The organism is Glycocaulis sp. (genome assembly GCF_051859565.1).
GTDB lineage: Bacteria > Pseudomonadota > Alphaproteobacteria > Caulobacterales > Maricaulaceae > Glycocaulis.
In genome coordinates, this window is sequence record NZ_JBHYFK010000001.1 from 445,587 (window position 1) to 469,861 (window position 24,275).

Annotated in this window: 23 protein-coding genes; 10 read left to right on the top strand and 13 right to left on the bottom strand. The window is 64.6% G+C overall.

The annotated features are described in order from the left end of the window. Nucleotides 1-52: 52 nt before the first annotated feature. The 4 genes from ACTIGC_RS02140 to ACTIGC_RS02155 form a co-directional block, all read right to left on the bottom strand. Nucleotides 53-997: an electron transfer flavoprotein subunit alpha/FixB family protein gene (locus tag ACTIGC_RS02140; protein ID WP_439632848.1), complete on the bottom strand. Its 945-nt coding sequence runs from the start codon at nt 995-997 to the stop codon at nt 53-55. Nucleotides 998-999: 2 nt separating this feature from the next. Further along, nucleotides 1,000-1,749, bottom strand: a complete 750-nt coding sequence (locus ACTIGC_RS02145) for an electron transfer flavoprotein subunit beta/FixA family protein (protein ID WP_439632849.1) — start codon at nt 1,747-1,749, stop codon at nt 1,000-1,002. Nucleotides 1,750-2,042: 293 nt separating this feature from the next. Then, nucleotides 2,043-2,645, bottom strand: a complete 603-nt coding sequence (locus ACTIGC_RS02150) for a YceI family protein (RefSeq protein ID WP_439632850.1) — start codon at nt 2,643-2,645, stop codon at nt 2,043-2,045. Between the two features lie 129 nt (nt 2,646-2,774). Continuing rightward, entirely contained in the window at nt 2,775-3,347 is a 573-nt protein-coding gene (locus ACTIGC_RS02155) for a cob(I)yrinic acid a,c-diamide adenosyltransferase (RefSeq protein WP_439632851.1), read from the bottom strand. Between the two features lie 100 nt (nt 3,348-3,447). Between ACTIGC_RS02155 and ACTIGC_RS02160 the strand changes: the two genes are divergently transcribed. After that, on the top strand, nt 3,448-4,518 hold the full coding sequence (locus tag ACTIGC_RS02160) for a serine hydrolase domain-containing protein (RefSeq protein WP_439632852.1): 1,071 nt from the start codon (nt 3,448-3,450) through the stop codon (nt 4,516-4,518). Here ACTIGC_RS02160 and ACTIGC_RS02165 read toward each other — a convergent pair. After that, on the bottom strand, nt 4,515-4,721 hold the full coding sequence (locus ACTIGC_RS02165) for a twin transmembrane helix small protein (RefSeq protein ID WP_439632853.1): 207 nt from the start codon (nt 4,719-4,721) through the stop codon (nt 4,515-4,517). The two genes, ACTIGC_RS02160 and ACTIGC_RS02165, sit on opposite strands and share 4 nt — an antisense overlap. A gap of 217 nt (nt 4,722-4,938) precedes the next feature. On the opposite strand from ACTIGC_RS02165, the gene ACTIGC_RS02170 reads away from it, so the two are divergent. After that, nucleotides 4,939-5,565 carry a TetR/AcrR family transcriptional regulator gene (locus ACTIGC_RS02170; RefSeq protein ID WP_439632854.1) on the top strand — a complete coding sequence of 209 codons (627 nt, stop codon included), beginning with the start codon at nt 4,939-4,941 and terminating at the stop codon, nt 5,563-5,565. Here the strand turns inward: ACTIGC_RS02170 and ACTIGC_RS02175 are convergent. Then, nucleotides 5,540-6,490 carry a DMT family transporter gene (locus ACTIGC_RS02175; RefSeq protein WP_439632855.1) on the bottom strand — a complete coding sequence of 317 codons (951 nt, stop codon included), beginning with the start codon at nt 6,488-6,490 and terminating at the stop codon, nt 5,540-5,542. The two genes, ACTIGC_RS02170 and ACTIGC_RS02175, sit on opposite strands and share 26 nt — an antisense overlap. Further along, nucleotides 6,483-7,394, bottom strand: a complete 912-nt coding sequence (gene gluQRS / locus ACTIGC_RS02180) for a tRNA glutamyl-Q(34) synthetase GluQRS (RefSeq protein WP_439632856.1) — start codon at nt 7,392-7,394, stop codon at nt 6,483-6,485. The genes ACTIGC_RS02175 and gluQRS overlap by 8 nt, the downstream gene beginning before the upstream one ends. Before the next feature lie 110 nt (nt 7,395-7,504). On the opposite strand from gluQRS, the gene ACTIGC_RS02185 reads away from it, so the two are divergent. Then, complete coding sequence (locus ACTIGC_RS02185; protein WP_127565386.1) at nt 7,505-8,179, top strand: alpha/beta hydrolase; 675 nt, start codon at nt 7,505-7,507, stop codon at nt 8,177-8,179. 271 nt (nt 8,180-8,450) lie between these two features. Next, nucleotides 8,451-9,017 (top strand): HNH endonuclease, encoded by a 567-nt coding sequence (locus ACTIGC_RS02190; RefSeq protein ID WP_127569246.1) that lies wholly within the window; start codon nt 8,451-8,453, stop codon nt 9,015-9,017. An 8-nt stretch (nt 9,018-9,025) separates the two neighbouring features. On the opposite strand, the gene ACTIGC_RS02195 is transcribed toward ACTIGC_RS02190, so the two are convergent. The 5 genes from ACTIGC_RS02195 to ACTIGC_RS02215 are packed head-to-tail and all read right to left on the bottom strand — an operon-like array spanning nt 9,026 to nt 17,146. Then, nucleotides 9,026-10,366, bottom strand: coding sequence for a mechanosensitive ion channel family protein (locus tag ACTIGC_RS02195; RefSeq protein ID WP_439632857.1), 1,341 nt, complete (start codon nt 10,364-10,366; stop codon nt 9,026-9,028). 51 nt (nt 10,367-10,417) lie between these two features. Beyond that, nucleotides 10,418-12,472, bottom strand: a complete 2,055-nt coding sequence (locus ACTIGC_RS02200) for a hypothetical protein (protein WP_439632858.1) — start codon at nt 12,470-12,472, stop codon at nt 10,418-10,420. Next, complete coding sequence (locus ACTIGC_RS02205; protein ID WP_439632859.1) at nt 12,469-15,240, bottom strand: DUF4159 domain-containing protein; 2,772 nt, start codon at nt 15,238-15,240, stop codon at nt 12,469-12,471. Before ACTIGC_RS02205 ends, ACTIGC_RS02200 begins: the two co-directional genes overlap by 4 nt. Then, on the bottom strand, nt 15,240-16,136 hold the full coding sequence (locus ACTIGC_RS02210) for a DUF58 domain-containing protein (protein WP_439632860.1): 897 nt from the start codon (nt 16,134-16,136) through the stop codon (nt 15,240-15,242). The genes ACTIGC_RS02205 and ACTIGC_RS02210 overlap by 1 nt, the downstream gene beginning before the upstream one ends. A gap of 11 nt (nt 16,137-16,147) precedes the next feature. Then, nucleotides 16,148-17,146, bottom strand: coding sequence for an AAA family ATPase (locus tag ACTIGC_RS02215; RefSeq protein WP_127565392.1), 999 nt, complete (start codon nt 17,144-17,146; stop codon nt 16,148-16,150). Between the two features lie 71 nt (nt 17,147-17,217). Between ACTIGC_RS02215 and ACTIGC_RS02220 the strand changes: the two genes are divergently transcribed. Genes ACTIGC_RS02220 through ACTIGC_RS02240 form a run of 5 tightly spaced genes read left to right on the top strand, consistent with a single transcriptional unit; the run spans nt 17,218 to nt 21,530 of the window. After that, nucleotides 17,218-17,793 carry a DUF1285 domain-containing protein gene (locus ACTIGC_RS02220; RefSeq protein WP_439632861.1) on the top strand — a complete coding sequence of 192 codons (576 nt, stop codon included), beginning with the start codon at nt 17,218-17,220 and terminating at the stop codon, nt 17,791-17,793. Then, nucleotides 17,793-18,425 (top strand): NUDIX hydrolase, encoded by a 633-nt coding sequence (locus ACTIGC_RS02225; RefSeq protein WP_439632862.1) that lies wholly within the window; start codon nt 17,793-17,795, stop codon nt 18,423-18,425. Before ACTIGC_RS02220 ends, ACTIGC_RS02225 begins: the two co-directional genes overlap by 1 nt. Nucleotides 18,426-18,440: 15 nt before the next feature. Then, nucleotides 18,441-18,800 carry a hypothetical protein gene (locus ACTIGC_RS02230; protein ID WP_439632863.1) on the top strand — a complete coding sequence of 120 codons (360 nt, stop codon included), beginning with the start codon at nt 18,441-18,443 and terminating at the stop codon, nt 18,798-18,800. Continuing rightward, complete coding sequence (locus ACTIGC_RS02235; RefSeq protein WP_439632864.1) at nt 18,784-20,028, top strand: CCA tRNA nucleotidyltransferase; 1,245 nt, start codon at nt 18,784-18,786, stop codon at nt 20,026-20,028. The genes ACTIGC_RS02230 and ACTIGC_RS02235 overlap by 17 nt, the downstream gene beginning before the upstream one ends. Then, on the top strand, nt 20,028-21,530 hold the full coding sequence (locus tag ACTIGC_RS02240; protein WP_439632865.1) for a hypothetical protein: 1,503 nt from the start codon (nt 20,028-20,030) through the stop codon (nt 21,528-21,530). The genes ACTIGC_RS02235 and ACTIGC_RS02240 overlap by 1 nt, the downstream gene beginning before the upstream one ends. 160 nt (nt 21,531-21,690) lie before the next feature. Here the strand turns inward: ACTIGC_RS02240 and hemF are convergent, their stop codons facing one another. Beyond that, complete coding sequence (gene hemF / locus ACTIGC_RS02245; RefSeq protein WP_439632866.1) at nt 21,691-22,599, bottom strand: oxygen-dependent coproporphyrinogen oxidase; 909 nt, start codon at nt 22,597-22,599, stop codon at nt 21,691-21,693. Between the two features lie 180 nt (nt 22,600-22,779). Between hemF and ACTIGC_RS02250 the strand changes: the two genes are divergently transcribed. Next, a complete protein-coding gene (locus tag ACTIGC_RS02250; RefSeq protein WP_439632867.1) occupies nt 22,780-24,228 on the top strand; it encodes a tetratricopeptide repeat-containing sulfotransferase family protein in 1,449 nt (482 codons plus the stop codon). Nucleotides 24,229-24,275: the final 47 nt, after the last annotated feature.

The following is a 24,275-nucleotide window of genomic DNA, read 5'->3' on the forward strand; positions in this document are numbered from 1 at the left end:
GGAGCGCGCTCCGGGGCTTCTTCACTACGGAAATGGCAGAGCCTAGTAGCCCCTAGTAGCCGATCTTGGCCAGCTCTTCTTCAAACTCCGGCACGGCCTTGAACAGGTCCGCGACGAGGCCGTAATCGGCCACGGAGAAGATCGGGGCTTCCTCATCCTTGTTAATCGCGACGATCACCTTGGAATCCTTCATGCCCGCCAGGTGCTGGATCGCGCCGGAAATGCCAACTGCGATGTAAAGCTGCGGGGCGACGACCTTGCCGGTCTGGCCGACCTGATAGTCGTTCGGCACAAAGCCCGCATCGACCGCAGCGCGGCTGGCGCCAACGGCGGCGCCCAGCTTGTCGGCGACCTTTTCCAGGATGGCAAAGTTCTCGCCATTGCCCATGCCGCGCCCGCCGGAGATGACGATCTTGGCAGCGCCCAGCTCCGGGCGGTCGGACTTGGAAAGCTCTTCGGAGACAAAGGCGGATTTGGCGGCCGCGTCGGGAGCGGACACCGTCTCCACGCTGGCAGAGCCGCCATCGCCGGCCTTTTCAAACGTGGTCGGGCGCACGGTGATGACTTTCACCTTGTCGTTCGACTTCACCGTCATCAGCGCGTTGCCGGCATAGATCGGACGGATGAACGTGTCCGCGCTTTCAACCGATGTAATGTCGGAGATGAGCATGACATCAAGCTTGGCAGCAACACGGGGCATGAAGTTTTTGCCCACGGTCGAGGCCGGGGCGACGATCGCGCCATAACCATCAGCAATCGAAAGGACGAGGCTTTCCAGAGCTTCGGCCATTTTGTGGCCCAGCGCGTCGGATTCTGCCAGCATCACCTTGGCAACGCCGTCCACCTTGGCGGCTTCATCAGCAACGCTTTTTGCGCCCTGACCGGCCACCAGAATGTGGATGTCCCCGCCGCCGATTTTCTTCGCCGCCGTCACGGCTGCGCGCGTGGCTTCGTTGAGCGATTTGTTGTCGTGTTCAGCAATAACGAGCGTGGCCATGATTACAGCACTCCTGCTTCGTTCTTGAGTTTGTAGATAAGGTCGGCCACTGATTCGACCTTGATACCGCCCTGGCGTTTGGGCGGCTCGGAGACCTTCACCACCGACAGGCGCGGGGTCAGGTCAACGCCGTAGTCTTCGGGCGTTTTCGCATCGATCGGCTTGCGCTTGGCCTTCATGATGTTGGGCAGCGAGGCATAGCGCGGCTCGTTGAGGCGCAGATCGGTGGTCACGATCGCGGGAAGGCCGAAGGACACTGTCTGCAGGCCGCCATCGATCTCGCGGGTGACTTTGAGCGTGTCTCCGTCTTTCTCCACCTTGGAGGCAAACGTGCCTTGCGGCCAGCCGAGCAGCGCGGCCAGCATCTGGCCGGTCGCATTGGCATCATCATCAATGGCCTGCTTGCCGAGAATGATGAGTTGCGGGCTTTCCTCACCGGCGATTTTGGCCAGGATTTTCGCGACTGCCAGCGGCTCGACTGTGGCGTCCGTGGTCACGTGGATGCCCCGGTCGGCGCCCATGGCAAGCGCCGTGCGGATGGTTTCCTGCGCGCCAGCCGGGCCGATGGAGACCACAACGATCTCTTCAGCCAGCCCCTTTTCCTTCATGCGGATCGCCTCTTCGACGGCAATCTCGCAAAATGGGTTCATGGACATTTTGACGTTGGCGAGGTCGACGCCGCTCTGGTCGGGTTTCACCCGGACCTTCACGTTATAGTCGACCACCCGCTTGACGGGGACGAGGATTTTCATCGGCCGCTCCGGTTGTCTCTGGTTGCGATTGATATGAACGGAAAAGACAGCGCCACGCTGATCCTTGCCGCCCATGGTGCAGGGCAAAATAGGCGCGGAAACTGCCTTCGCCCACGCGTCGTGTCAACGCAGGTGCAAAAACTGTCGTGGGGAGTGGCAGGGGACGCCTGCCGGGGCAGGGGCAAAAACGAAACCCCGGAAGCGCGCCATATGCGCTTCCGGGGTTTGCATGAACCCGTCAGGTCCTGAATTTCCGACTCGCTGAGACGGTCGGCAGATCGGTAAGCGGTGGTCTATTCGTCGGCGACGCTGAGCTCGGTCTCGATCGACAATTCGATCTCGTCAGACACGAACGGGGCTGCATAGCCCAGGCCCCATTCGGAGCGGACAATCGTCCCGGACGCTGAGAAACCGGCTGTCTGCCGCTCGTTCATCGGGTGCGGACCGGAAAAGTTCAGCGTGACGTTCAGCGATACAGGACGGGTTTCACCCAGCAGGGTCAGGTCGCCGGTCATGACGCCGGTCTGGCCATCTTCTGTTTCAAAGCTCGTGCCGACAAAGCGGGCGGTCGGATACTCGGCGGTGTTGAACAGATCGCTATGCTCCAGATGGGCTTCGAAATCGCCCTGATTGGCACCGACCCAGAAACCATCGGAGAGGTTGAACGTCACGTCCACGGTGGAGTTTTCCGGCTCTTCCAGGTCGAGCAACAGCACGCCTTCATAGTCGGTGAAGTAGATGGACTGGCGCGACATGCCCAGATGGTCCCAGGTCGCGCGGATGGCGGTGTGGGTGCGGTCAAACTCGTAGGCGACCGGCTCGGCAAAGGCGGTAGCGCCCATCATCGGCGCGGTGAGGAAGGCCGCCAGCGAGGCAGCAGCAAATACGGTTTTCATCAGGCCTGTCTCCGGTTGTTGAACCTTGGCGTGCGGCCACACGCCGCAGGACCAGACATAGGGAGCAGGCAGGGGCAATTTCCAGTGCGGGGAATGAAATACCGCGTTGCCGTGATGGAAATAGCGCGGCTACCGCGTCTTGCCGGGTATCCAGAGCACGTCGGCGCGGCCTTCATCATTGGCGATGCGCGCGGCCACGAACAGGAAGTCCGACAGGCGATTGAGATAGATGATAACGGCCTCGCTGACCGGCTCGCCTAGGTCTTTCAGCTCCACGGCCCTGCGTTCCGCGCGTCGGGCTATGGTGCGGGCGAGATGCAGGCGGGCTGCGGCTTCCGAGCCACCCGGCAGGATGAAGCTCTCCAGCGGTGAGAGCTTCGCGTTGAACGTATCAATGTCCGTTTCAAGCCGGGTGGCCTGTTGCGGCGTAACGCGCAAGGGCTCCCATTCGAGCTTTTGCCCCCTGTCCGGCACGCACAGATCGGCGCCGAGATCGAACAGCTCGTTCTGTATGCGCAATAGCGTGTCTTTCAGCGCGCCGTCCTCCAGCGCCGCTATGGCCAGCCCTATCGATGCATTGGCCTCATCGACCGTGCCATAGGCCTCCACGCGCGGATCGTGCTTTGCCGCCTCGCTCATATCGCCGAGCCGGGTCGTGCCCTTGTCGCCGGTGCGGGTGTAAATTTTTGTCAGGCGGACCATGGACAAGTTTCCTTTACATTTTTTAAGCTGACCCAGACTGGCCCGCGTGGCATGAGGATTTCAACTCACAACGGCGTAGCGTTACGCGAAAGGCTTCACCATGCTTACTCTCATTGCCGCAGCCCTTGCACTGGCACTGGCCTGGCCAGGCGTTGACGAGGCCGCAGAGGCTCTGCTGGACGATTCCGGTGCACCGGGCGCCGTGGTGGCGCTTCTCGATGATGACGGCGGTCATATCGGTGTTGCCGGGACGCGCATTCACCGGCGGGACGCGCCGGTGGAGGCGGACGATCTCTGGCATATGGGCTCCAACACCAAGGCGATGACGGCCACGCTTGTGGCCCGCCTCGTCGAACAGGGCGTGGTACGCTGGGAGATGACGGTTGGCGAAGTGCTCGGCAGTCTCGATCTCGATATTCATGACGATCTGGCCGGAGCTGACTTTGCAGCCCTGCTGATGCACCGCTCCGGCCTGGCCGCCAATGCCGGTCCGATTACGGCGATCCGGCTCGGCGGAACCGATTCCAGCCGCGATGCGGCGGCAGACCGCCTGATTTACGCGCGCGCGGTACTCGGCTCCACCGGCGGGCCAGCGGGAGAGTTTCTCTATTCGAATGCCGGATACGTCATTGCTGCGCTGATGCTCGAACAGCTGACGGGTGAAACCTATGAAACGCTTATGGAGCGCGAGGTGTTCGGCCCGCTTCGCATGGGCAGTGCGGGCTGGGGGCCTCCCGGCATTCGCGATGCGGCCGACCAGCCGCGCGGTCATCGCCCGGGACTGTTCGGGTTTTCGGCTATTGAGCCGGGTGCCAGCGCCGATAACCCGCCAGCCCTGAATCCCGCAGGGCGCGCCCATATGACGATGGCGGACCTGCTGCGTTTTCTCGACATTCACCGGCGCGGCGCAGCGGGCGAGGAGACGGGTTATCTGTCAGTGGAGAGCTTTGAGCGCCTGCATCGGCCGGAGGGCAATTACGCGATGGGGTGGGGCGTGCGCGAGGACGGCACGCTCAGCCATTCCGGCTCAAACACGATGTGGCTGGTGACCATGCGGATCGACGCTTCGCGCGGAGTGGCCGCGGCGGCGGGTGTCAATGACGGACGGCTGGATACTGTGGCCGGGCCTGTCGGCGCCGCGCTCAATACCGTGATGGCAGAACCGGACTAACCGCCAAACGCACCCTTCGCCCAGAAGCCTGCGACGATGACCAGCACCGCGAGAAACTGGAACAGGACGCGCGCGCGCATCAGCTTGTTTGACCAGGACCGGCCAAAATCACCGCCGCGCACAAGCGAGTAGATGCCCGCGCACAGGATGACGAAAACCACGCCCATCAGAACATAGAGGAGTATGTCGAGAAATCCGCTCATCCCGCATAGATAGAGCGCAAATCGGCAATCCTCAATCGCGTGCTGCAACTTGCCAGTGAGGCAATTGCGCGCGGCCCGATTGCACGGCCCGCGTGCGAATTGCTTGCAGTCGCAGCATAAAGCTGCTCATCTAAAGAAACTTACCACGCGCTCAGTGAACCGGCCCGGTGAACTGGCGCTTTTGTTTATTTGCAACAGGCAGTTTCAGGCTGGCGCTATGCGTGACGATTCCCGACGGCGGTTAACCCGCCGCGATGCCCGTAAGCAGGAAACCCATCATCAGGTGATCCAGGCGGCTCGCCGGGTTTTCCTTGATGAGGGCTATGAGCGCGCTACGATCAAGACGATCGCGGACGCGGCGGGCGTCTCCGCCGGCACGGTGTTGAATGTTGCTCCCACCAAGAGCGCGCTGCTCATCCTGATACTCGGTGAGGAGTATGAGGCCATCCGCGATTCGGTGGACCGGCTGGAGGCGGCCCTGTCGGGCAATCTGCTCGACCGGCTGAGCGCGCTTGTGCAGGTCATAATGGAAGCCCAGCTGCGCCACGAAGAGCTGTTTGCCGCTGCTATCGCGCACACCTGGCTGTGGACAGGAGACAGCTATACCGAAGCGGCAGCGCAGATGTCGCAGGCCTGGGGCGCCGTTGAGCGCCTGCTGGCCAAGGGTATTGAAAAGGGCGAGCTGCGCCGCGATCTGGCCCCTGTCGATGCAGCGCGTCTGATCGAGGATTGTTATACAGGGATTGTCCGGCGTGCCCGCGGCGAACAGCTTGACCGTTCGGCGGCCTCTGCCCTGATGCGAAGCCGTCTGGAGCTCGTCATTCAGGGTCTCGCGGCACACTAGGCGGCGGGGCAGGTGATTTTCGCTGGGCGACGTAAAGCCCCGCAAGAATAATGGCCGCGCCGAGAAGCTGGATCGCGCTTAGCGCTTCATCGAACAGCATCCACCCCGCTGCCGCAGCCACGATGGGCTGGACCAGCAAAAGCAGGGCTGCCAGCGGCGCGGGAATACGTCCAAGTCCGAAGATGATGGCACCCTGCCCCCCGGCATGGACCACCACGCCCAGCAGAATCAGCGGTATCCATCCCTCCCAGCCCTCTGGCAGCAAGGTTTCGCCGAACGCCAGCGCAAGCGCGAGCGAGATCGGCGCTGCGATCAGGGTCGACAGGAAGATGACACGCGGTGCGCTGGCACCATCGCGCGCCTTGCGCACGGTCAGAAGGTAAGCAGCGTACCAGAACGCCGTCAGGATGCTGAAGACGTCGCCGGTCAGCCGGTCCGGGTCGATTGTCAGATTGCCGCCTGCCAGCAGCGCGGCGCCGCTGAGCATGACCGCGCAGACCAGTATGAAGCTGCGCGTCACCGTCTCGCGGAATATCAGCCACGAAAACAGTGCCACGAGTATAGGCGTCAGATTGGCCAGCAGGGTCGCATTGGCCGCCGTCGTGATCTTGATGCCCACATGCCAGAAGGCGAGGTCCAGCGCGAAGAATATGCCTGCCAGTGCCATCAGCCGCATGTCGGGGCGCCCCGGCGGCGTGTCCTTGCCGTGCCGGTGGAGCGCCAGCCAGAGCGCCAGGGCGGGCAGGGCCAGCGTCAGGCGCCAGAATGCTGTGGCCTGCGGACCAAGGTCGGACGCCTTGACCAGAATGGCCGCGAACCCGATGACGCACGCGCCAGCGAGGACCGCAAGCGTGCCAGCCAGCATGCTGGCTGCGGGCAGGTCCGTGCCGGTTGTCGAGGCTGTGCCATCTGCTGGTTCAGTCATTAGCCCCCGGTCCCTTAATAACATCGCCGCGTTCCAGATGGGTATCGATGAGCGCGCGGATATCGCCGGCCTGATATCCGGTTTCGCGCAGATGCCGAAGCGTCATGGACTGGTCGCGCTTGGCGTAGCGCTTTCCGTCCGGCCCGGTCAGCAGCCCATGATGGCGGTAGACGGTTTCGTGATAGCCCAGAAGTGTTTGCAAGAGCCGATGGAGACCGGCGGCGGGGCGCAGATCCATCCCGCGTATTACATGGGTGATGCCTTGCAGCGCATCGTCGTGGACGGCGGCCAGATGATAGCTGGTACCTGCATCCTTGCGGGCAATCACCACATCACCGAACAGCTCGGGTCTGGCAGGCACGCTGCGCTGCGTATGCGGCGGATCAAGGCTTTCCTCGTGCCAGCTCAGCGTGTTGAACCCGTCCCCCAGCTTTTCCGCGCAGGCCTTCATGGACAGGCGCCAGGCATAGGGCCGTCCGTCCTCGAGCAGGCGTTTCTCCCGCGAGGGCGGCAGTGGCCTGCCGGTGAAGGCCGGGCCTTCAGGGCCTTGCGGTGCAAGGTGCGGCGCGCTGGCAATCTCGGCCATCACCTCCTTGCGGGTCCGGAAGCAGCGATAGACGAGGCGGTCCCCGATCAGGCGCTCAAGGGCACGGGTATAATCGTCCAGATGCTCGCTCTGGCGGCGGACGGGGCTTTCCCACTCAAGGCCCAGCCATTCAAGATCTTCAAAAATTGCCGCCTCGAACTCCCGCTTGCAGCGAGCGGTGTCTATATCCTCGATACGCAGCAGGAAGCGCCCGCCCGCGGCTTTCGCGGCGCCATAGGCGCAAAGCGCCGCATAGGCGTGGCCCAGATGCAGGCCGCCTGTGGGGGAGGGCGCAAATCGGGTGATTAGGCCGGTCATGGGCGCACCATAAGCAAATGCGCGCAATTTCCGCGAGGGGGTTGTCAGCGAAGGCAGGCTGCGCATGATCGCCAGCCTTCCCATACCCAGATGCTTGGAGACTGGCCCCGATGATCCTGCTTGATGGTCCGCGTATCCCTGCGCGTTCAGGACAGACGAAAAAGCTTGTCATCCTGTTTCACGGCTATGGCTCCAACGGGGCCGATCTGGCAGGGCTTGCCCAGCACTGGGCGCCTGACTTTCCTGATACCGCGTGGGTGGCGCCCGATGCGCCGGAGCCGGTGCCGGGCGCCCCGGGTGGCTATCAATGGTTTCCCATCTCCAGGCTTGATCCGGCAGCCATGGCGTCAGGCGTACGCATGGCAGGCCCGGTTGCCGACCAGTTCATCGCGTCCGAGCTTCGCCGCCATAACCTCACCCACGCCGATCTGGCCCTTGTAGGTTTCAGTCAGGGGACCATGCTGGCCCTCCATCTGGGCCTGCGCCAGCCTTCGGCCATTGGCGGCATACTCGGCTATTCCGGCGCGCTGGCGGGCGGTGAGAGCCTGAAAGAGGACATGGTATCCAAGCCGCCTGTCATGCTGATCCATGGCGACCGCGATGATGTGCTGCCTGTCGGTTTCTCGCTGCTGGCCGCCCAGCAGCTGGCCGCGGCCGGCCACGGCGCGGAGTTTCATATCAGCCAGGGCCTGCCGCACTCCATTGGCCCGGACGGGCTGGAACTCGGCGGCCGCTTCCTCAAGGCAGCGCTGTCGGGGCGTTACCGCTCCGCGCTTGCCGCCTGAGCCTCGCCGTCCCATCTCTGTGAAGGTATTCGGGTGCAACAAAGCTGTGGCCCTGGTGTCATAGGCCCGTTGCACGAGTTGGAGTAAAGTCTCTCCAGCGTGCCTGATTTGCTGATTCGTTTCCTGAATCGGTAATTGAGCGAGGGAGGTGCGTCTTCAGGACGGTTGTGTGTCATAAGCCAGGCGGCCAGAGACACCGGACCGGCGCTTCCGCCGGGAAGGTTTGTTCTCTCGCCCCTCCATTGCCCTCTCAAACAGAGGTGCAGACATGATGCGCGTATCCAGAACAGCGCCTGAAGACCTGCGCTGCCTTGTCCTGAACGCCGACTACCAGCCGCTCTCCTATTACCCCTTGTCGACCTGGCCCTGGCAGGAAGCCATCAAGGCGGTCTTCCTGGAACGTGTGGATGTGGTCTCCGAGTATGAGACGGCGATCCGCTCGCCCTCCTTTGCCATGCGCGCCCCGTCGGTCGTGGCCTTGCGTGACTTCATCAGCCAGGACCGTCCGCCCGCCTTCACACGGTTCAACGTGTTCCTGCGCGATGGCTTCCAGTGCCAGTATTGCGGCTCGAAACAGCTCGACATGCTGACTTTCGATCATGTGGTCCCGCGCTCGCGCGGTGGCCGTACCACGTGGGAGAACATTGTGGCCGCCTGCGCGCCCTGTAATCTGAAAAAAGGCGGGCGCACGCCGGAACAGGCCCGCATGCCGGTCCGCAAGCCTGCCATGCGGCCGAGCGTGCATCAGTTGCAGGGGCAGGGGCGGCGCTTCCCGCCCAAATACCTGCATGAAAGCTGGCTGGACTATCTCTACTGGGATGTCGAGCTGGAGCCGTAGGTTTAGACCTACCCCCCGTCCTTCTCGATCTGTACGCGCACCGGCCCGCGTGCATCCAGATGCACATCGCGCTGCGGGAAGGGGAACTGGATGCCTTCGGTTTGAAACGCCTTCCAGATCGCCAGCAACACCTCGGACGAGACATTGTTCACGCCCTGCTGCGGGTCCGCGATCCAGAAGCGCACTTCCAGATCAATCGAGTTATCGCCAAACCCGCGCAAGAGGCAGCGCGTCTCCGGCTTGTTCAGCACCCGCTCGACGGAGTTGGCGGCATTCACGATCACCTGCATGGCATGGGGCACATCGGTGCCGTAAGCGACGCCCACCGGCCGCTTGATGCGGACCGCCTCATCGGAGAACGACCAGTTGATCACCTTGGTGGTGATAAACTCCTCGTTGGGGATGAGGTGTTCAAGACCGTCACGCGTCACCACACTGGCAAAGCGCATGCCGAGCGCATTCACCTTGCCATAGGTCTCGTCCAGCGTGATGACATCGCCTGGCTTCACCGAGCGGTCCATCAGGAGGATCAGCCCGGAAATCAGGTTGGAGAATATCTTCTGCAGGCCGAACCCGATGCCCAGGCCCACCGCGCCAGAGAAGATGGCCAGTGCCGACAGGTCGACGCCTGCAATCGAGAGCGCCGCTGCCACCACCACGACCAGCAGCGCTATCTGCACGCTCTTGGTGATGAGCAGGCGCGCGGACGGGGTCAGGGTCGGGACCTGCTCCACCCGCGCCGCGAGCAGCTTCGATATGCGGCTGGCAACCCAGTAGAGGACGACGAGCAATATCGCGGCGCGTACGACGGTCAGAAGTGAGATACGGCTGTCGCCGACATCAAACCCGACCGATGCCAGAAGCCCCAGAAGCGGCGCCAGAAGACCGACAATGTTCAGCGCCGCCACAAACCAGATCAGCGTGGCGGCGGTGCGCGACCAGAAAGGTTCGGCAATGAAGGCGGTCAGGATGCGGATCAGCACCCAGGCGCCGGTGAGGCTCGCAGCCAGATTGACGGCAAAGGATCCAAGGCCCGCCTGGTCAAACCCGATGCGTGTCAGGGTGAGGATGAGGAAGGCGATGACAGGCAGGATAAGCGACAGGACGAGGTCACGCGTGGTGGTGTTGACCCGCGACATGAACTGCCAGCCAAAGGCGCGCTCCAGCGCGGTACGCACCGGTGCGCGCAAAAGCCAGCTCACACCGAAAGCGACCACGATCACTATCGTCTGCAGACCGATCTCGGGCGTGATGAAGGCGTCACGTGCCTCCATCAGCACGCCTTGCGCCCGCTCGATCAGCGCGGAGGTCCACTCAGTGGAGAAGGGAGCCGGTTCGTTTGCAGCCATATCAGTACGTTAGGCGGCGGCTTGGACGGGGGCAAGCATGACCCGCGCGCCCTACTTGCCCTCGCGCCACCAGCCTGCGCCCAGAAGCGCCAGAATGAGCGCCGCAATCAGCAGGCCGGGTGCCAGCGGCGTGCGCTGCGACTCCGCCACCGTATAGGCGCCATTGCGCTGCAGGCCGGCCCAGCCGGGCCCGGCCTGCAGGCCATCCGGCCGGGTGCGGCGCAGAGATGGCATTTGCGGAGTTTCACCGCCGCCCAGCATGAAGCTGCCGCCGCGTGTTGCCCGCACCAGCGGGGCCAGTGCCTCGCGCGTGACACGCAGATCCATGTATTCGCGCGGATTGAGCGGCCCTGCGGAGATGACGGTGGTGGCGTCGCCCGAACGCAGGCGGATCAGCCCGGCCTCATTGCCGGTTTCCGCGCTCGCGGTGAAGCGCCCGGGGCCTGCCCCTTCCATTGCCACACTCTCTTCACGCCCCGAAGGCCAGGTGATGTCGAGGTCAGGTGCGTCATCGCTGAGCGTTGTGCGCGTCACGTTCAGTGTTCCGTCGGACAGCGCGGCCGTCAGGCGCTCCTCGTCCAGCTCCGGCTCGTTCATCAGCCAGTGCGCAACGCGGCGGAACAGCTCATCATGCGGCCCGCCGCCATCATGTCCGCGTGCCCATAGCCAGGACTGGTCGGAGAGCAGGATGGCAGCCCGTCCCTCTCCCTGCCGTGACAGCACCAGAAGCGGCTCGCCAGAGGGCGTATCCAGCAGGGTTTCGCCTGCCAGTGCCTGCCCGCCCACATAACGGTACCAGCGGCCCCAGCCCTCTTCCTGTCCGCGCATGGGCGCCGTTACCGGGTGGCGCTCGCCTGCGGTTGATATGCGCGGGCGGAAGGCGCCCTCGCGGACGGCTCCCGTAGGACGGGCGGGCAGGACGCTCGCCAGCAGCGACCGGGCGATGGACTCCTCACCGGCATAGTCCGGCCCGGCAGTGATAAGGAGGGCACCGCCCTGATCCACATAGCGCGCGATATTCTGGAAATAGTTGGCGGGCAGAATCCCGCGCCGCCGGTAGCGGTCGAAAATCACCAGATCAAACTCGTGCAGGCGCAACTCGAACAGCTCGAAGACCGGGAAGGCAATGAGAGCCAGCTCTTCAGGCAGGGCGCCATCGCCCCGGTCCAGCGGACGCAGAATGGTGAAGTGAACGAGATCGACCGACGGGTCGGACTTCAGCAGATTGCGCCAGGCCCGCGCACCATTATGCGGTTCGCCGGTCACCAGCAGCACACGCAGACGGTCACGCACGCCGGTAACGCTCACCGCCGCGCGGTTATTGATGAGGGAGAGCTCGTTCGGGCCGGGCTCCACTTCCATCTCGATCACGTTCGCGCCCCGGTTCTGGACAAGCGCCTCTACCGTGACAGTCTCGCCGATTGTGGCGCGCGCCCGGATCGGGTCACCGCCATCAAGGCGCAGGGTCAGCATGGCGGTTCCCGCCGGTGCCCCCTCATCCTCCACCCGCAGGCGGAAGCGTACCGGCTCGCCGACAATCCCGAATCTCGGGGCTTCCTCCACGATCAGGCGCCTGTCGGTCGCGCGCGGATCGCCAATGGCGAAGTGGTGCAAGGGCGCATCAAGGCCAAGTGACGCTGGATCGGACGGCACATCATGCACCTGTCCCTCCGACAGCATGACGATGCCTGCCAGCCGGTTTCTGGGAATATCGCCAAGCCCGCTGCGAAGCGTGTCGATCAGCCGCGTGCCGTCGGGCGTGGCGCCGCCTTCCACCTCGATCAGGTCCAGCCCGTCATCGGCGTCAGCGAAGGCCCGCAGTGACTGGCTGGCGGCCGCCGCATTGGCTGCCCGGTTGCCGATCTCCATCGAGGCTGAATTGTCACGCACCACCAGAAGAATATCGCTTAAAGGTTCGCGTATCTCGCGCACCAGTGCCGGATTGGCGAGTGCCGCCAGAACGGCAAGCCCGGCCAGTGTCCGCCAGACCCAACCTTTAAGGCCCCGCCAAGCGGCAAAGGCGGAGGCCGCTACGAGCGCGATGCATAGCGCGGCGAGTATCCATTGCGATACCAGCGGGGCGAGGATCAGGCTTGATGCGCTCATGGCTCAAGGGGCCGCGGTGTGCCCCGCGGCCCTCCCTGTCCGAGGCGTTCAAGGATGGCCGGCACATGCACCTGATCGGTCTTGTAATTGCCGGTAAGGGCGTACATGGCGAGATTTACGCCAACCCTGTAGGCCATTTCGCGCTGGCGCTCGCCGCCTTCGACGGGCAGTAGCGGAATACCATTATCGCCGCGTGCCCAGGCCCCCGCCCAATCCGCTGATCCGATAATGACACCCGACACCCCGTCGCGCGCGGTGCCGTCAGGGTTTGATTCCACCCAGACATCGCCGCCGGCCAGCCGTCCCGGCAGACCGCGAAGGAGGTAGAAGGTACGGCCCAGCACATGCTCTGCGTCCAGACGCGCAAGGGCGGGTATCTCCAGCCCTTGCATCACCTGCTCCAGGCCGGGATGCGCGCCGCCGCGCGTGCCGGCCCCGCCATCACGCGTATCGAATATGATCATCCCGCCGGAGCGCAGATAGGTGTTGATATTGGCCGCTGCCGCCTCCGAAACGGGGCGCGCATCAGCGCTCACGGGCCAGTAGATGAGCGGGAAGAAGATCAGCTCGTCCTCGTCCGGGTCTATCCCGCGCGGGGCTTCCGGCTCGATGGAACTGCGGCGTGTCACCTCTGAGGACAGCGAAGCCAGCCCGGCCTCGCTGATCCGGTCGGTTTCCGCATTGCCGGTAAGTATATAGCCAAACCGCACCACCAGGGCGCGGTCCAGCGCCTCGGCTATGTCGGTCGGGGGCGTGCCCGGCGCATCGCCCTGTTGCGCCTCAAGCGGCGGCGGGACGGTCACAGACAGGGCCAGCATGACGCCCAGCCCCGCAACGGTCCGCGAACTGCGCAAGGCCGGTAGGCGCCCGGCAAAGGCCAGCGCGATGATGGTATCGGCCAGCAGCATGAGGAGGGCCAGTGTCAGGAGAGGCCCTGCAAGGCGTTGTTCACGCAGCCCGTCGCGAAATTCGTAAAGTGCGCCCGGCAGGTTGCGGGCGACCGGATCAAGGCGGGTGTCAGGCCCGGTAGCATTCAGCGCCGCGCTGGCCGCGCCTAGCTGCCAGATGCCGGGCGGCGTATCAGCGGCCGGCAAGGCGGACGCAAATTCATCTGCCGGTATGGCGCGTGTCTGGCCTGTGGGCGCGCCAAGGCGGCCAGACCCGTCCAGTGCGCGTTCAATCTGCCAGCTGCCATCACTGCCCGCGCCGCCCGCTCCAGCGCCTTCGGCCAGTGCGATGACCCGGCGCAGCATGGCCGGGAAGGTGCCGGTCAGCGGCAGGTCCGACCAGTCCGGCCCTGCCGTGACGTGGAACAGGACGATCCAGCCCTCACCCCGCCGGTCTGCCGTGACCAGCGGTGTGCCGTCTTCAAGGCGCGCCCAGACGCGCCGGTCGAGATCGGCTTCCGGCTGGGCCAGCACCTGGCTGCGAATGCTGGCATCCTCGCTGACGGAGAGGCCCGCAAACGGGCTGTCATCGGCAAACGGGGCGATGCGCTGCGGCTCTTCCCAGTTCAGCGCCCCGCCCAGCAGCCTGCCACCTGCGCGTAGCTGTACAGGCAGCATATCATCGCTGCGCACGGCCAGGCGTGGCCCGGCAAAGCGGATGAGCACGCCGCCGGCTTCGACAAATTCCGCGACAGCCGGATCTTCGATGCGCGCAGCATCCACCATCACAAGGCCGGAGGGTTCGTCTTCGAGTACCCGCTCCAGTGGTCCACGCACAAGCTCGGCGTGGGCCGAGAGCGCCTGCTGTGCATAGTGCAGATCGGACAATAGCGGCTGACGGTTGTCCCCGCCTTCCGGTTCGATCAGGGCGATGCGCGGGCGCTGCCAGCTATCGTCGAGCAAATGGACGCCGCCTGCTGAATTGATGCCTTCCAGCCGTACAGAGCGCACCCGGTTGCGCAAATCCAGCGGCAGGCGCGCCGATGCGCGCGCGGTGCTGGCACCCTCCTCGAAGCGGGCCTGCGCGCGGGCTATGACCTGCCCGTCCTGCCCTATGGCGCTGACATCAATCTCGCGGGCTGCGCCGCTGCCTGATCTCAACAGACGCGCCTCGAACCCGTCTGCCGATGCGCTGACGCCGGTGAGTGCGATCACCTGGTCTTGCGCGCCGGGCAGGCTGAGTGTCAGACGGCCACGTTCGGAAAGCGCGCGGGCAAACGCAATGTCGTCCTCGCTGGCAATGCCATCACTCAGCCAGCGTGTCTCGAAGCGCGCCGGCGCGCTGCCGCTCTCCAGCGCAGCTTCAAGCGCGGCCCGTGCGCCCGCGCGATCAGGGGCCCAGGCTTGCGGGCGGGCCGCTTCAAGCCGGGAAAGCGTCTGGCTGGCCTCGGCAAATTCAGGCGGCTGGGCATTGGCGGTCAGAAGCAGCGCGGCCTGCCGGCCGTCAGCGGACGCTGCCTCAGCATAGGCGCGTGCCTGCGCGAGTGTGCGCGGCCAGCCATCCGCGCTTTGCCAGCCATTATCAACGACCAGCAGAAGGGGCGCGTCGCCAGGCAGCGTGTCGGCGGGGCGCCAGACCGGCTGGGCCAGAGCCAGAATGATGATGGCAGCGGCCAGCAGGCGGAACAGGATCAGCCACCAGGGCGCGCTTTGGGGCGTTTGCGGCGTCTGGGCGAGGCGTTGCAACAGGCGCAAGGGTGCAAACACAACGTGGCGCGGCGCAGGCGGCGTCGCGCGCAGAAGCAGCCATAGCAGCGGCAGGGCTATCAGTGCCGCCAGCGCCCAGGGCGCCGCAAATCCGATCGGTCCAAGGCTGAGCATCACCCCCGCTCCATGATGCTGGGTGCGAGCGCCTGATGGAGCGCGAGAACGGCTGTCCCTGCCGGCCTGTCCGTGCGGTGCGTGATAAGTGGCCAGCCCGCCTTGCGTGCCATGGCTGCCAGCCCGTCTCCATGCTCGGCCCAGACCTGCCGGTAGCTGTCGCGTGCATCCTCAGCCCGGCCCAGCACGAGCGGCGCGCTGCGCCCTGACGGCTCGGCAAAGCGGGTGCGCCCGGCAAACGGGAAATCTTCCTCTGCCGGATCGATAATGCGCAGCAGGATACCGCTCGCGCCGCTGGCATTCAGCCGGGCAAGGCGCGAAGCCCAGGTCTCTGGCGGATCAAGAAAATCGCTGGCCAGCACGATCCGCGCATGACGCACTATGTCGGCTTGCTCGACCGATCTGGCCGCGCCTGCGCCCTCAGCCAGTGCCCGCGCGGCAATATCGAGGCCTGAACGCCCGGCGCGTGCCCGCCCAGTTTCTCCAAGGGCCGCAATGCGTTCGCCGCCGCGCACCAGTAGCGATGCCAGTGCCATCAGGCAGACGGCAGCCCGGTCCTTCTTCAGGGGCAGGCTTTTTGAGCTCACCGCCATGCCGGGCGATCCATCGCGCCACAGATAGACGGCGTTGGCAGCTTCCCATTCGGTTTCGCGCACAAACAGATGCTGGCCGCGGGCAGAGCGCCGCCAGTCCACGGCCTGCGCGCCGTCTTCGGTGCGGTGGCGCCGATACTCCCAGAAAGTCTCGCCATGGCCCGGCGTGCGGCGGCCATGCGTACCCAATGCCACGCTCGCCGCGATCCGCTCGGCCTCCGCCAGCAGGGCCGGAAACGGCGCAGCCGCCTGTTCGGCGGCCCGGCGCAGGGTTTGGGTGTGGTTTGACCTTGAGGGGGACATGCCAGTGCCCGTCAGGCCGCCTTGGCGGCGAGGCGTGCAATCAGCCGGTCGACATTCAGCCCGTCGGCCCGCGCCGCAAATGTCAGTGCCATGCGGTGTTTGAGGACTGGTCCGGCCAGCGCCGCCACGTCTTCGGTGGAGGGGGCAAGACGCCCCTGCAGAAGCGCTCTGGCGCGCACCGCCAGCATCAGCGCCTGTCCGGCACGCGGTCCTGGACCCCATGCCACGGCTTCGGCGACTTCAGCGTCCGCAGACCCGTCCGGGCGCGCGCGCTCCAGAAGGTCCAGAATGGCATTGAGCGTCTGCTCCCCGACAGGCATGGCCCGTACCAGTGTCTGCAAGCCGGCAAGCTCCTGCGCATCGAGAACCGGCACGGCGCTGTCTTCAGCGGCGCCTGTGGTCGCGATCAGTATGGCCCGTTCGGCCTCGCGGCTGGGATAGGGCACGTCAATCTGCATGGTGAAACGGTCAAGCTGGGCTTCGGGCAGCGGATAGGTGCCCTCCTGCTCGATCGGGTTTTGCGTGGCGAGTACGTGGAAGGGCTTGGGCAAATCGTGGCGTACCCCCGCAACGGTGACGAAGCCTTCCTGCATGGCCTGCAATAGCGCGGCTTGCGTCCGCGGGCTGGCCCGGTTGATCTCGTCCGCCATCAGCAGGCGGGTGAAGACCGGGCCGGGGATGAAGCGGAAAGAGCGCTTCCCGCTGGCATCCTCGTCGAGCACCTCAGAGCCCAGAATGTCAGCTGGCATCAGGTCGGGCGTGAACTGCACGCGCTTGTCATCAAGCCCGGTGACGACGGCCAGCGTGTGTACGAGGCGCGTCTTGGCAAGACCCGGCGCGCCGACCAGCAGCCCGTGCCCGCCAGAGAGCAGGACGCACAAGGCTTGCTCTACCACCTCTTCAAGGCCGAATATGGAGCGGGCTATCGAGGCGCGGACCTCTGCCAGACGCGCTGTAGCAGCATCGGCGCTGGCGGCAAGCTGGGTGACATCTTCCTTCGGCGCGGTCATGAGCCTATGTCCTTGGTTCGCATTGCTGTAGCCCCAAGGTGCAGCATGCCCCGCTGAAGCTTGAGGTGTCCATGGGTTCACAGCGCACAGAGACGGACGGAATGCAGTCGCTGATCGAGGCGGCGCGCGGCTCCGGCAAGAGTCTGCCGCCAGTCGAGCGCTGGCATCCGGAATATTGCGGCGAGATGGACATGGTCATCCGGCGCGATGGCAGCTGGTGGCATGAGGGCACGCGCATTGGCCGCGAGGCGCTGGTGCGCCTGTTTGCGCGCATCTTGCGCAAGGACGAGGATGGCGAGACCTATCTCGTCACCCCGGTTGAAAAGATCCGTATCGAGGTGGAGGCGGGGCACTTCCTCGCCGTGCGCGTCGACGCGCTGGGCGAGGGGGCAGAGCAGAAGCTCGTTTTCACGACCGATCATGACGAAACCATCATTGCCGGGCCGGACCATCCCTTGCGCATTGCCTTTGGCGAAGACGGCGAGCCAGAGCCCTATGTCCATGTGCGCGGGCGGCTGGAAGCGCTGCTGACCCGGCCTGTCTTCTACGAGATGGCCAATCTGGCCGTTGAGGGGCAGGCGCCCGATGGCCGCAAAGCCACAGGCGTGTGGAGTGACGGTGTGTTCGTGCCGCTGGACCGGGGATGATGCTGGACGATCCATACCACGTGAACAGCCTTGTGGAGCGTCTCAGCCGGGCGCTCGACCCGGTTGAGGGTTCGCCGCCTGTGCCCGCTCGCGGCGATGGTGATCTGAACGGAACGCCCTCGCCAACCGGACGGGCCTTGCGTCCGGCAGCGGTGCTGGCTCCGCTGGTCATGCGCGACACCGGGCTGAGTGTCGTGCTGACCCGGCGTGCAGATCATCTCTCCTCGCATGCCGGCCAGATCAGCTTTCCCGGCGGACGTCTCAACTTGGGTGAGGAAGCGGCCGATGCGGCTTTACGTGAAACCGAAGAGGAGATCGGACTGCCACGCAGCCGGGTCCGGCTGATCGGCCGGTTTGATCCCTATGAAACGGTGACAGGCTTTCAGATCACGCCCTTCGTGGGCCTGGTTGACGCACGCGCTCGGTTTCGCGCCGATCCGGGTGAAGTTGCAGAAATCTTTGAAACGCCGTTCGACTTTCTGATGAATCCCGCCAACCATGTGCTTGAAGAGCGCATGTTTGCAGGTCAGCTGCGCCGCTATTACGCCATGCCCCATGAGGGGCGCTATATCTGGGGGGCGACGGCCGGACTCCTCAAGGCGCTGGCCGACAGGTTCAACGCGTTCCGCTAAAGGTGGTTACCAGACATGCGCTTTCTTCTGACGGTTGCCGTCCTCTTTCTTCTCCCCTTTGCGGGCTATTACACCTGGCGCGGCATCAAGGCGGCGCGTTCAGCCGCGGGCGAAGGAGAGAATGGCGAGGCACGTGACCTGCCGCCCCCGCCCTTGCAAGTGCTGGCTCTGGTGGGCGCAGGCCTTGCCATCATCGGGATTCTCGCGCTCGCCATCGGGACGGCCTTTGGTGGCGGCGCCCAGACGGGCCAGTTCCGTCCGCCCGCGCTGGAAGGCGGGCGCGTGGTGCCCGGCCGCATCGATCCGGTAGAGCAGCGCCGCGAAGCGCCGCCGGAGGAGGAACAGGAGCCAGCCGGGGATGGGGCGCGTGGCTGACCGGCTAAGGCCGGAAGATCATGACTGGCTGAAGGATCCGGCCGGGCTCGCGGTCATGGACGCGCTGCTGGCAGCGGCGCCCGGCGGCGCGCGCTATGTCGGCGGCTGCGTGCGTAATGCCTTGCTAGGGGCGCCGGTGAGCGACACCGATATCGCCACCGTGCTGACGCCGCCGCAGGCGGTTGCCGCTCTGGAAGCAGCCGGTATACGTGTGGTCCCCACCGGCATTGATCATGGCACTGTAACTGCAGTGTCGGGCAAGCGGGGTTTTGAGGTCACAAGTTTGCGCAAGGACGTCGCCACGGACGGACGGCGTGCTGTTGTGGCCTTCTCAACCAGCTGGGATGATGACGCCGCCCGGCGCGATTTCCGCCTCAATGCCATCTATGTAGATCGTGACGGACAGCTTTTCGACCCTGTTGGCGGGATAGACGATGCCATGGCGGGGCGTATCCGCTTTATCGGCGAGCCCAGCGAGCGCATCACGGAAGACTATCTGCGTATACTGCGCTTCTACCGTTTCCACGCCTGGTATGCCCGCACCCCGCTCGATCCTGAGGGCCATGCGGCGTGCCTTGCCCTGAAGGCGGGTCTTGGCCAGCTATCGGCTGAGCGCGTCTGGCTGGAGCTGAAAAAACTGCTCGCCGCGCCTGACCCGAAAGTGGTGCTGGAAGCGATGCAGGAAGGCAACGTTCTTAACGAAGTATTGCCGGAACGTATCGACTTAAAGCTTTTCTTAAGCTTACACTCCCTGCAAGCGCAGGAGTTCTGCCCGCCCGATCCGCTATTGAGGGTGGCGGCGCTCCTCGCGGGGGGAGACGCTATGAGGGTAGACGCGCTCTGCGGCACCATGAAGGTGTCAAACGCCGAACGGACGCGGCTTCATGCCGCCGTCCGGCGCGTGGGCGTTCACCCCGGCATGGACCGCGTGGCGTTGCGCGCCGCTCTTTACGAACAGGGACGTCAGGCGGTGGAGGACCAGCTCCTGCTGGCCGCTGCACGCGGCGAGGGACGCCGTGATGTGCTCTCCCGCGATCTTGATGCCGTCAGCCGCTGGCAACGCCCGGCCTTTCCGCTGAAAGCCGCCGACCTGCTGGCCATTGGTCTTGAACGCGGCCCGGCGCTTGGCCGCACGCTGAAGGCGCTCGAGGCCCGCTGGGTGGAAAGCGATTTCATCCTCAGCCGTGCTGACCTTCTGGCTATCGCGCAGCAGCCGGGAGAGTCCTGATGGACGTGTTCTCCCGGCGCTTTCAGTACCGGATCGGCTCCGGTCTCTATGACCGGCAGCTCTATCTGCACGACTACGACAAGGTCGCCGAGGACGCCCAGCACCGGCGTGACCCCGACGCGGACCGCGAGCGTGAGCACGCCAGCCAGGAATTATCGCTGCGCCACCAGGTACGCGTGGCCATCACCCAGTCCGTGGGCGGGCGCGGCGCCGGCACTTTGCCTGAAGGACCACGCGCCGAGCTGGCCGACCTTTATGCCCAGGTACGCAATCCGCTGGCACCTCTTGTCCGGCAGGAGACGCTTAACTGGCTGATGCCGGTCATGCCGCTGGCGGGACAGTCGATTGTCGTGCCCGAACCGCTGGCGGCGGGCATCCGCCAGGACGAGCCCAACGTGTCGCGTCTGGCGATGTGGGCATGCGTCGTGCTGATGGATTATGTCGAGGTCCATTACCAGACCTTGTCGGCGAGCGCGAAAACCGACTTTTCGCGCGATCTCAACACGCGCCTGTCCAATGGCGGGTCGCCCTGGTCCTTTGATCTGGGGCGCTGGATGCGTCCCAGCTGGCCGCGTGAACGCGATACCGGGTTTGACCGGATCGTTCATGCTCTCTGGTCAGAGAGCGACACCGCGCTTGCCCGCCGCGTCAACGAAGTGCTGGGGCCAGACTACCAGCCGGGCCAGAACCATGGACCTGATGGTGAACTGGCGCGTGTAGAAGCCTCCAACCGCGACATCAAGCCTGTCCTGAAGCAGGCGGCTGGTGATCTGGCTCATGCCGAGCGCCTGCTGCTCACAGACCCCAAACTTGAGCACGAAGGGCACACCAAGGCGATTGCCGCTGCCCGCAGTGCGTTCGACCAATGCGCCGCCAGCTACCCAGGCTCGGTTGGCCGCGCATTCATGCGCTACAAGCCGCCGCCGGGCCGCCGTTCGCGTTTTTCCGCGCCGCAACGCACGGCACGCTCGCGCATAGACGCGCAGGCCGGTCCGGGTACCCGGCGCGCGCCTCAGCAATTCATCTCTCCCAGTGAGGGTGCAAGGGCAGCCCACCGTCTGATGCGGCTTGCCGAATATGCTGCCGGTGACAGTCTTGTGCGGCCCGGAGGCGCCAGCGCAGCAACCCGCGAGACGATCCTCAAGCGCATGCCGTTTGCAGAATTTCTCGTGCGTCTGGTCGTGATGAGCCCGTCGGAGAACGAGGCGGAAGAGTATGCCCGCGTTGTACGCATGCCGTCCGGTTCCAAGCTCGAGATCAAGGTTGATGATGGCGTGCTGGCCCGTCTGGTCATCGACATGATGGCGCATCTGGGCATTTATGCTGCGCGCGCGGACACCATTGAGGTCAAGGAAAGCCCAAGCCTGCTGCCGGACGCTGCAGACATGCCGGACTGGCTTGTCAGCACGCTGGCCGTGAGCTGGATGGTGTTGAAAGCCGGGGTGCTGCTGGGTATCGGCTTTGCAGTCGGCGTTCTGGCCGCGCGGATGGGGCTGATCTAGCGGCCGACATTCTTGTCCTCCCCCGTTTACGGGGGAGGTGTCTGGCTTGCCAGACGGAGGGGGAACTTGTTTCCATAATCCCCCCCCTCGCCCCTTTCAGGGGCACTCCCCCCGTAAACGGGGGGAGACACCGGGGATGCTTGCTCGCTTTAGATTGGCTTTACGGCCATTTCGCCTCCGGCGGCATGGATGACAGGATGGAGGTCACATTGCCGCCCGTTTCCAGGCCAAACTTCGTTCCCCGGTCATAAAGCAGGTTGAACTCGGCATAGCGCCCGCGCCGTATGAGCTGCTCTTCACGATCAGCTTCGGTCCAGGGCGTGTCCATGCGGCGCGCCACGATCTCCGGATAAATCTCCAGAAACGCCTCGCCTACATCGCGGGTGAAGGCAATATCCGCGTCGTGGTTTCCGCTATCGAGATGGTCGTAGAAAATCCCGCCGACGCCGCGCGGCTCGTTGCGATGTTTCAGCCAGAAATACTCGTCGCACCATTTCTTGAACTTTGTGAAATAGGCCGGGTCGTGGGTGTCGCAGGCATCCTTCGCCGCAGCGTGGAAGTCCTTCGCATCCTCGAAATCCTCGCGGCGCTGATAGTCCTGCGTCGGGTTGAGGTCCATGCCGCCGCCAAACCAGCTGACCGTCGTGGTGATGAAGCGCGTATTCATGTGAACGGCGGGCACATGCGGATTGCGCAAATGGGCGATGAGCGAGATGCCGGTGGCGAAAAAGCGCGGATCTTCGGCTGCACCACGCACATGCTTGGCAAACTCCGGCGAGAAGCTTCCGTAGACGGTGGAGCAGTGCACGCCGACCTTCTCGAACAGCCGTCCGCGCATCATGCCCATCACGCCGCCCCCGAGATCCTCTGATCCGTCACCGCGTGTCCACGGTGTCAGCTCAAACCGGCCAGGCTCGCCGGGATAGAGATCAGCCGGCGCTTCCTCCTCCAGTGCTTCAAACGCTGCGCAGATGCGGTCTCGCAGACCTTCAAACCATATACGGGCTTCCTCGCGGCGAGCTTCCAGCGTGGCGGCGGCAACGGGGGAGGCGGCAGGTTGGCTGGACATCAATAACCCTTTTTCGATCATGGCTTTTCAGGCGGCACAAAAGACACTTAACGCCGCAAGCGCAAGTGACGCAGTGCCGCAGGCTGGCCTTGCCCGTCAAGCTTGGCTAGGTTCACCTGGCCGCAGCAGGGGGCTTGCGGCGTTTCATTGCCAGCACGGCACCAGCCCAACGGAGCTGACATGCTTCAGCCGCGACAGGATGATCCGCTTGCGGGTCTTCACAATGCCGCCTCGCGTGAGGATTTGCTGGGCATGTCCGTTGAGGCGCGCGCACTCGTCAATGCCGGTCTCGAACTGGGCTCGCGTTGGAGCGAAGTTGCCGGTATCATGAATGAAGCGGGCGATATCGCCTGCCTGCTGGGTGCCTGCCACAAGCTGGTCGAGCAAGTGCCCGATGACCCCCAGTCCCATATCTGGCTTGCCAGCGCCTACGCCTCTGGCGGCGATCACCGCTCCGCGCTGCAAACCCTGCAGCCCCTGCTGGCCGCCAATCCGCGCGATGCCGGACTGAACCGGCGTGTCGGGCGCATCCTGCTCGATCTCGGTCTGAAGAACGAGGCGCAAGTCCTGTTCCGCTCGGCGCTGGCCTCGAACGGGCTGGACGCACTCGCCTGGGAAGGGCTGGTGAAAGCCAAGACCTTCGTGACCGGCGACGATGATCTGGCACAGCTGGAACAGGCGCGCATCTCTGCAGGCGACGACATGAGCGCGCGTGACCGGGGCATTCTGTCTTATGCACTGGCGAAGGCCTACGAGGATGTTGGCGAGTACGAGATTGCCTCGCGGCGCATTGCCGAGGCGGCGGCCTTCTACCGTGCATCAGCCCCGTTTGACATGGACCAGCACGAGGAAGGCGTAAGACGGATATTGGCCGTCTACGATTCCAGCTTTACTGGCGCAAACGAGGCGGCGGGACTGATCGACAGCCGTCCGGTCTTTATCGTCGCGCCGCCATCGAGCGGCGCCAGCTGGCTGGCATCGGTGCTTGCAGCATCGTCAGACGTAGCCGCCCTGCCACGCAGCAACTCGCTTTTCTGGATGAGTGCAGCTCCTCTCGGCGATCAGACGCGCGAGCACATCCATGCAGCGCTCCTGGCGCCGGGCGAGGGCAATGTGCTGACGGGGGTAGGCGAGGCATATCTGGAGTACGCGCAGGAACTTCTCGGCGATGTTCGCCGCTGGGTTGATCCGACATCGCTGAGCGAACTGGCGGCGGGCGCAATCGGGCTTTGCCTGCCGGCTGCGCGATTTGTTCGGATTTGCCGTGACCCGCTCGATCAGGCCTGGTCGATTCTGAAAACCCGCTATCAGCGCGCCCGTCACTGGACCTATCATGCAGATGATATTGCCCGCGCGCTCGCCGCCCATAACCGGCTGGTGGAGCACTGGGAAACCCTGTTCCCGGGCCGTTTCCTCACGGTCCGCTACGAGGATCTCGCAGCGGACACCGAAAACGAAGTGCGCCGTATCGCCTTCTTCACCGGCATTGATGCCGACAGTGCTGCAGACGCCGCAGTCCAGCGAAAGAGCAACCTGGACGAAGATCCCGTCGGCCTGCACCAGCGTGCCGGCGCGCGCATTGAGCCGGTGCGCGAGGCGCTCGTGCGGGCGGGCTTCACCCTTCCCTAGCGGCGACATCGCCGAGCGTCCGGCCTGCCTCCAGAACCCGCGCTGCG

Excerpts from the sequence above, each read along its gene's own strand:
- ACTIGC_RS02195 (WP_439632857.1), bottom strand. The coding sequence starts at position 10,366 with ATGGCTGCAAACGAACCGGCTCCCTTCTCCACTGAGTGGACCTCCGCG.
- ACTIGC_RS02160 (WP_439632852.1), top strand. The coding sequence starts at position 3,448 with ATGCTTACTCTCATTGCCGCAGCCCTTGCACTGGCACTGGCCTGGCCA.
- ACTIGC_RS02215 (WP_127565392.1), bottom strand. The coding sequence starts at position 17,146 with ATGACCGCGCCGAAGGAAGATGTCACCCAGCTTGCCGCCAGCGCCGAT.
- ACTIGC_RS02225 (WP_439632862.1), top strand. The coding sequence starts at position 17,793 with ATGCTGGACGATCCATACCACGTGAACAGCCTTGTGGAGCGTCTCAGC.
- ACTIGC_RS02155 (WP_439632851.1), bottom strand. The coding sequence starts at position 3,347 with ATGGTCCGCCTGACAAAAATTTACACCCGCACCGGCGACAAGGGCACG.
- ACTIGC_RS02230 (WP_439632863.1), top strand. The coding sequence starts at position 18,441 with ATGCGCTTTCTTCTGACGGTTGCCGTCCTCTTTCTTCTCCCCTTTGCG.
- ACTIGC_RS02205 (WP_439632859.1), bottom strand. The coding sequence starts at position 15,240 with ATGCTCAGCCTTGGACCGATCGGATTTGCGGCGCCCTGGGCGCTGGCG.
- ACTIGC_RS02150 (WP_439632850.1), bottom strand. The coding sequence starts at position 2,645 with ATGAAAACCGTATTTGCTGCTGCCTCGCTGGCGGCCTTCCTCACCGCG.
- ACTIGC_RS02145 (WP_439632849.1), bottom strand. The coding sequence starts at position 1,749 with ATGAAAATCCTCGTCCCCGTCAAGCGGGTGGTCGACTATAACGTGAAG.
- ACTIGC_RS02200 (WP_439632858.1), bottom strand. The coding sequence starts at position 12,472 with ATGAGCGCATCAAGCCTGATCCTCGCCCCGCTGGTATCGCAATGGATA.
- ACTIGC_RS02235 (WP_439632864.1), top strand. The coding sequence starts at position 18,784 with ATGGGGCGCGTGGCTGACCGGCTAAGGCCGGAAGATCATGACTGGCTG.
- ACTIGC_RS02190 (WP_127569246.1), top strand. The coding sequence starts at position 8,451 with ATGCGCGTATCCAGAACAGCGCCTGAAGACCTGCGCTGCCTTGTCCTG.
- hemF (WP_439632866.1), bottom strand. The coding sequence starts at position 22,599 with ATGTCCAGCCAACCTGCCGCCTCCCCCGTTGCCGCCGCCACGCTGGAA.
- gluQRS (WP_439632856.1), bottom strand. The coding sequence starts at position 7,394 with ATGACCGGCCTAATCACCCGATTTGCGCCCTCCCCCACAGGCGGCCTG.
- ACTIGC_RS02175 (WP_439632855.1), bottom strand. The coding sequence starts at position 6,490 with ATGACTGAACCAGCAGATGGCACAGCCTCGACAACCGGCACGGACCTG.
- ACTIGC_RS02185 (WP_127565386.1), top strand. The coding sequence starts at position 7,505 with ATGATCCTGCTTGATGGTCCGCGTATCCCTGCGCGTTCAGGACAGACG.
- ACTIGC_RS02210 (WP_439632860.1), bottom strand. The coding sequence starts at position 16,136 with ATGTCCCCCTCAAGGTCAAACCACACCCAAACCCTGCGCCGGGCCGCC.
- ACTIGC_RS02250 (WP_439632867.1), top strand. The coding sequence starts at position 22,780 with ATGCTTCAGCCGCGACAGGATGATCCGCTTGCGGGTCTTCACAATGCC.
- ACTIGC_RS02170 (WP_439632854.1), top strand. The coding sequence starts at position 4,939 with ATGCGTGACGATTCCCGACGGCGGTTAACCCGCCGCGATGCCCGTAAG.
- ACTIGC_RS02220 (WP_439632861.1), top strand. The coding sequence starts at position 17,218 with ATGGGTTCACAGCGCACAGAGACGGACGGAATGCAGTCGCTGATCGAG.
- ACTIGC_RS02165 (WP_439632853.1), bottom strand. The coding sequence starts at position 4,721 with ATGAGCGGATTTCTCGACATACTCCTCTATGTTCTGATGGGCGTGGTT.
- ACTIGC_RS02140 (WP_439632848.1), bottom strand. The coding sequence starts at position 997 with ATGGCCACGCTCGTTATTGCTGAACACGACAACAAATCGCTCAACGAA.
- ACTIGC_RS02240 (WP_439632865.1), top strand. The coding sequence starts at position 20,028 with ATGGACGTGTTCTCCCGGCGCTTTCAGTACCGGATCGGCTCCGGTCTC.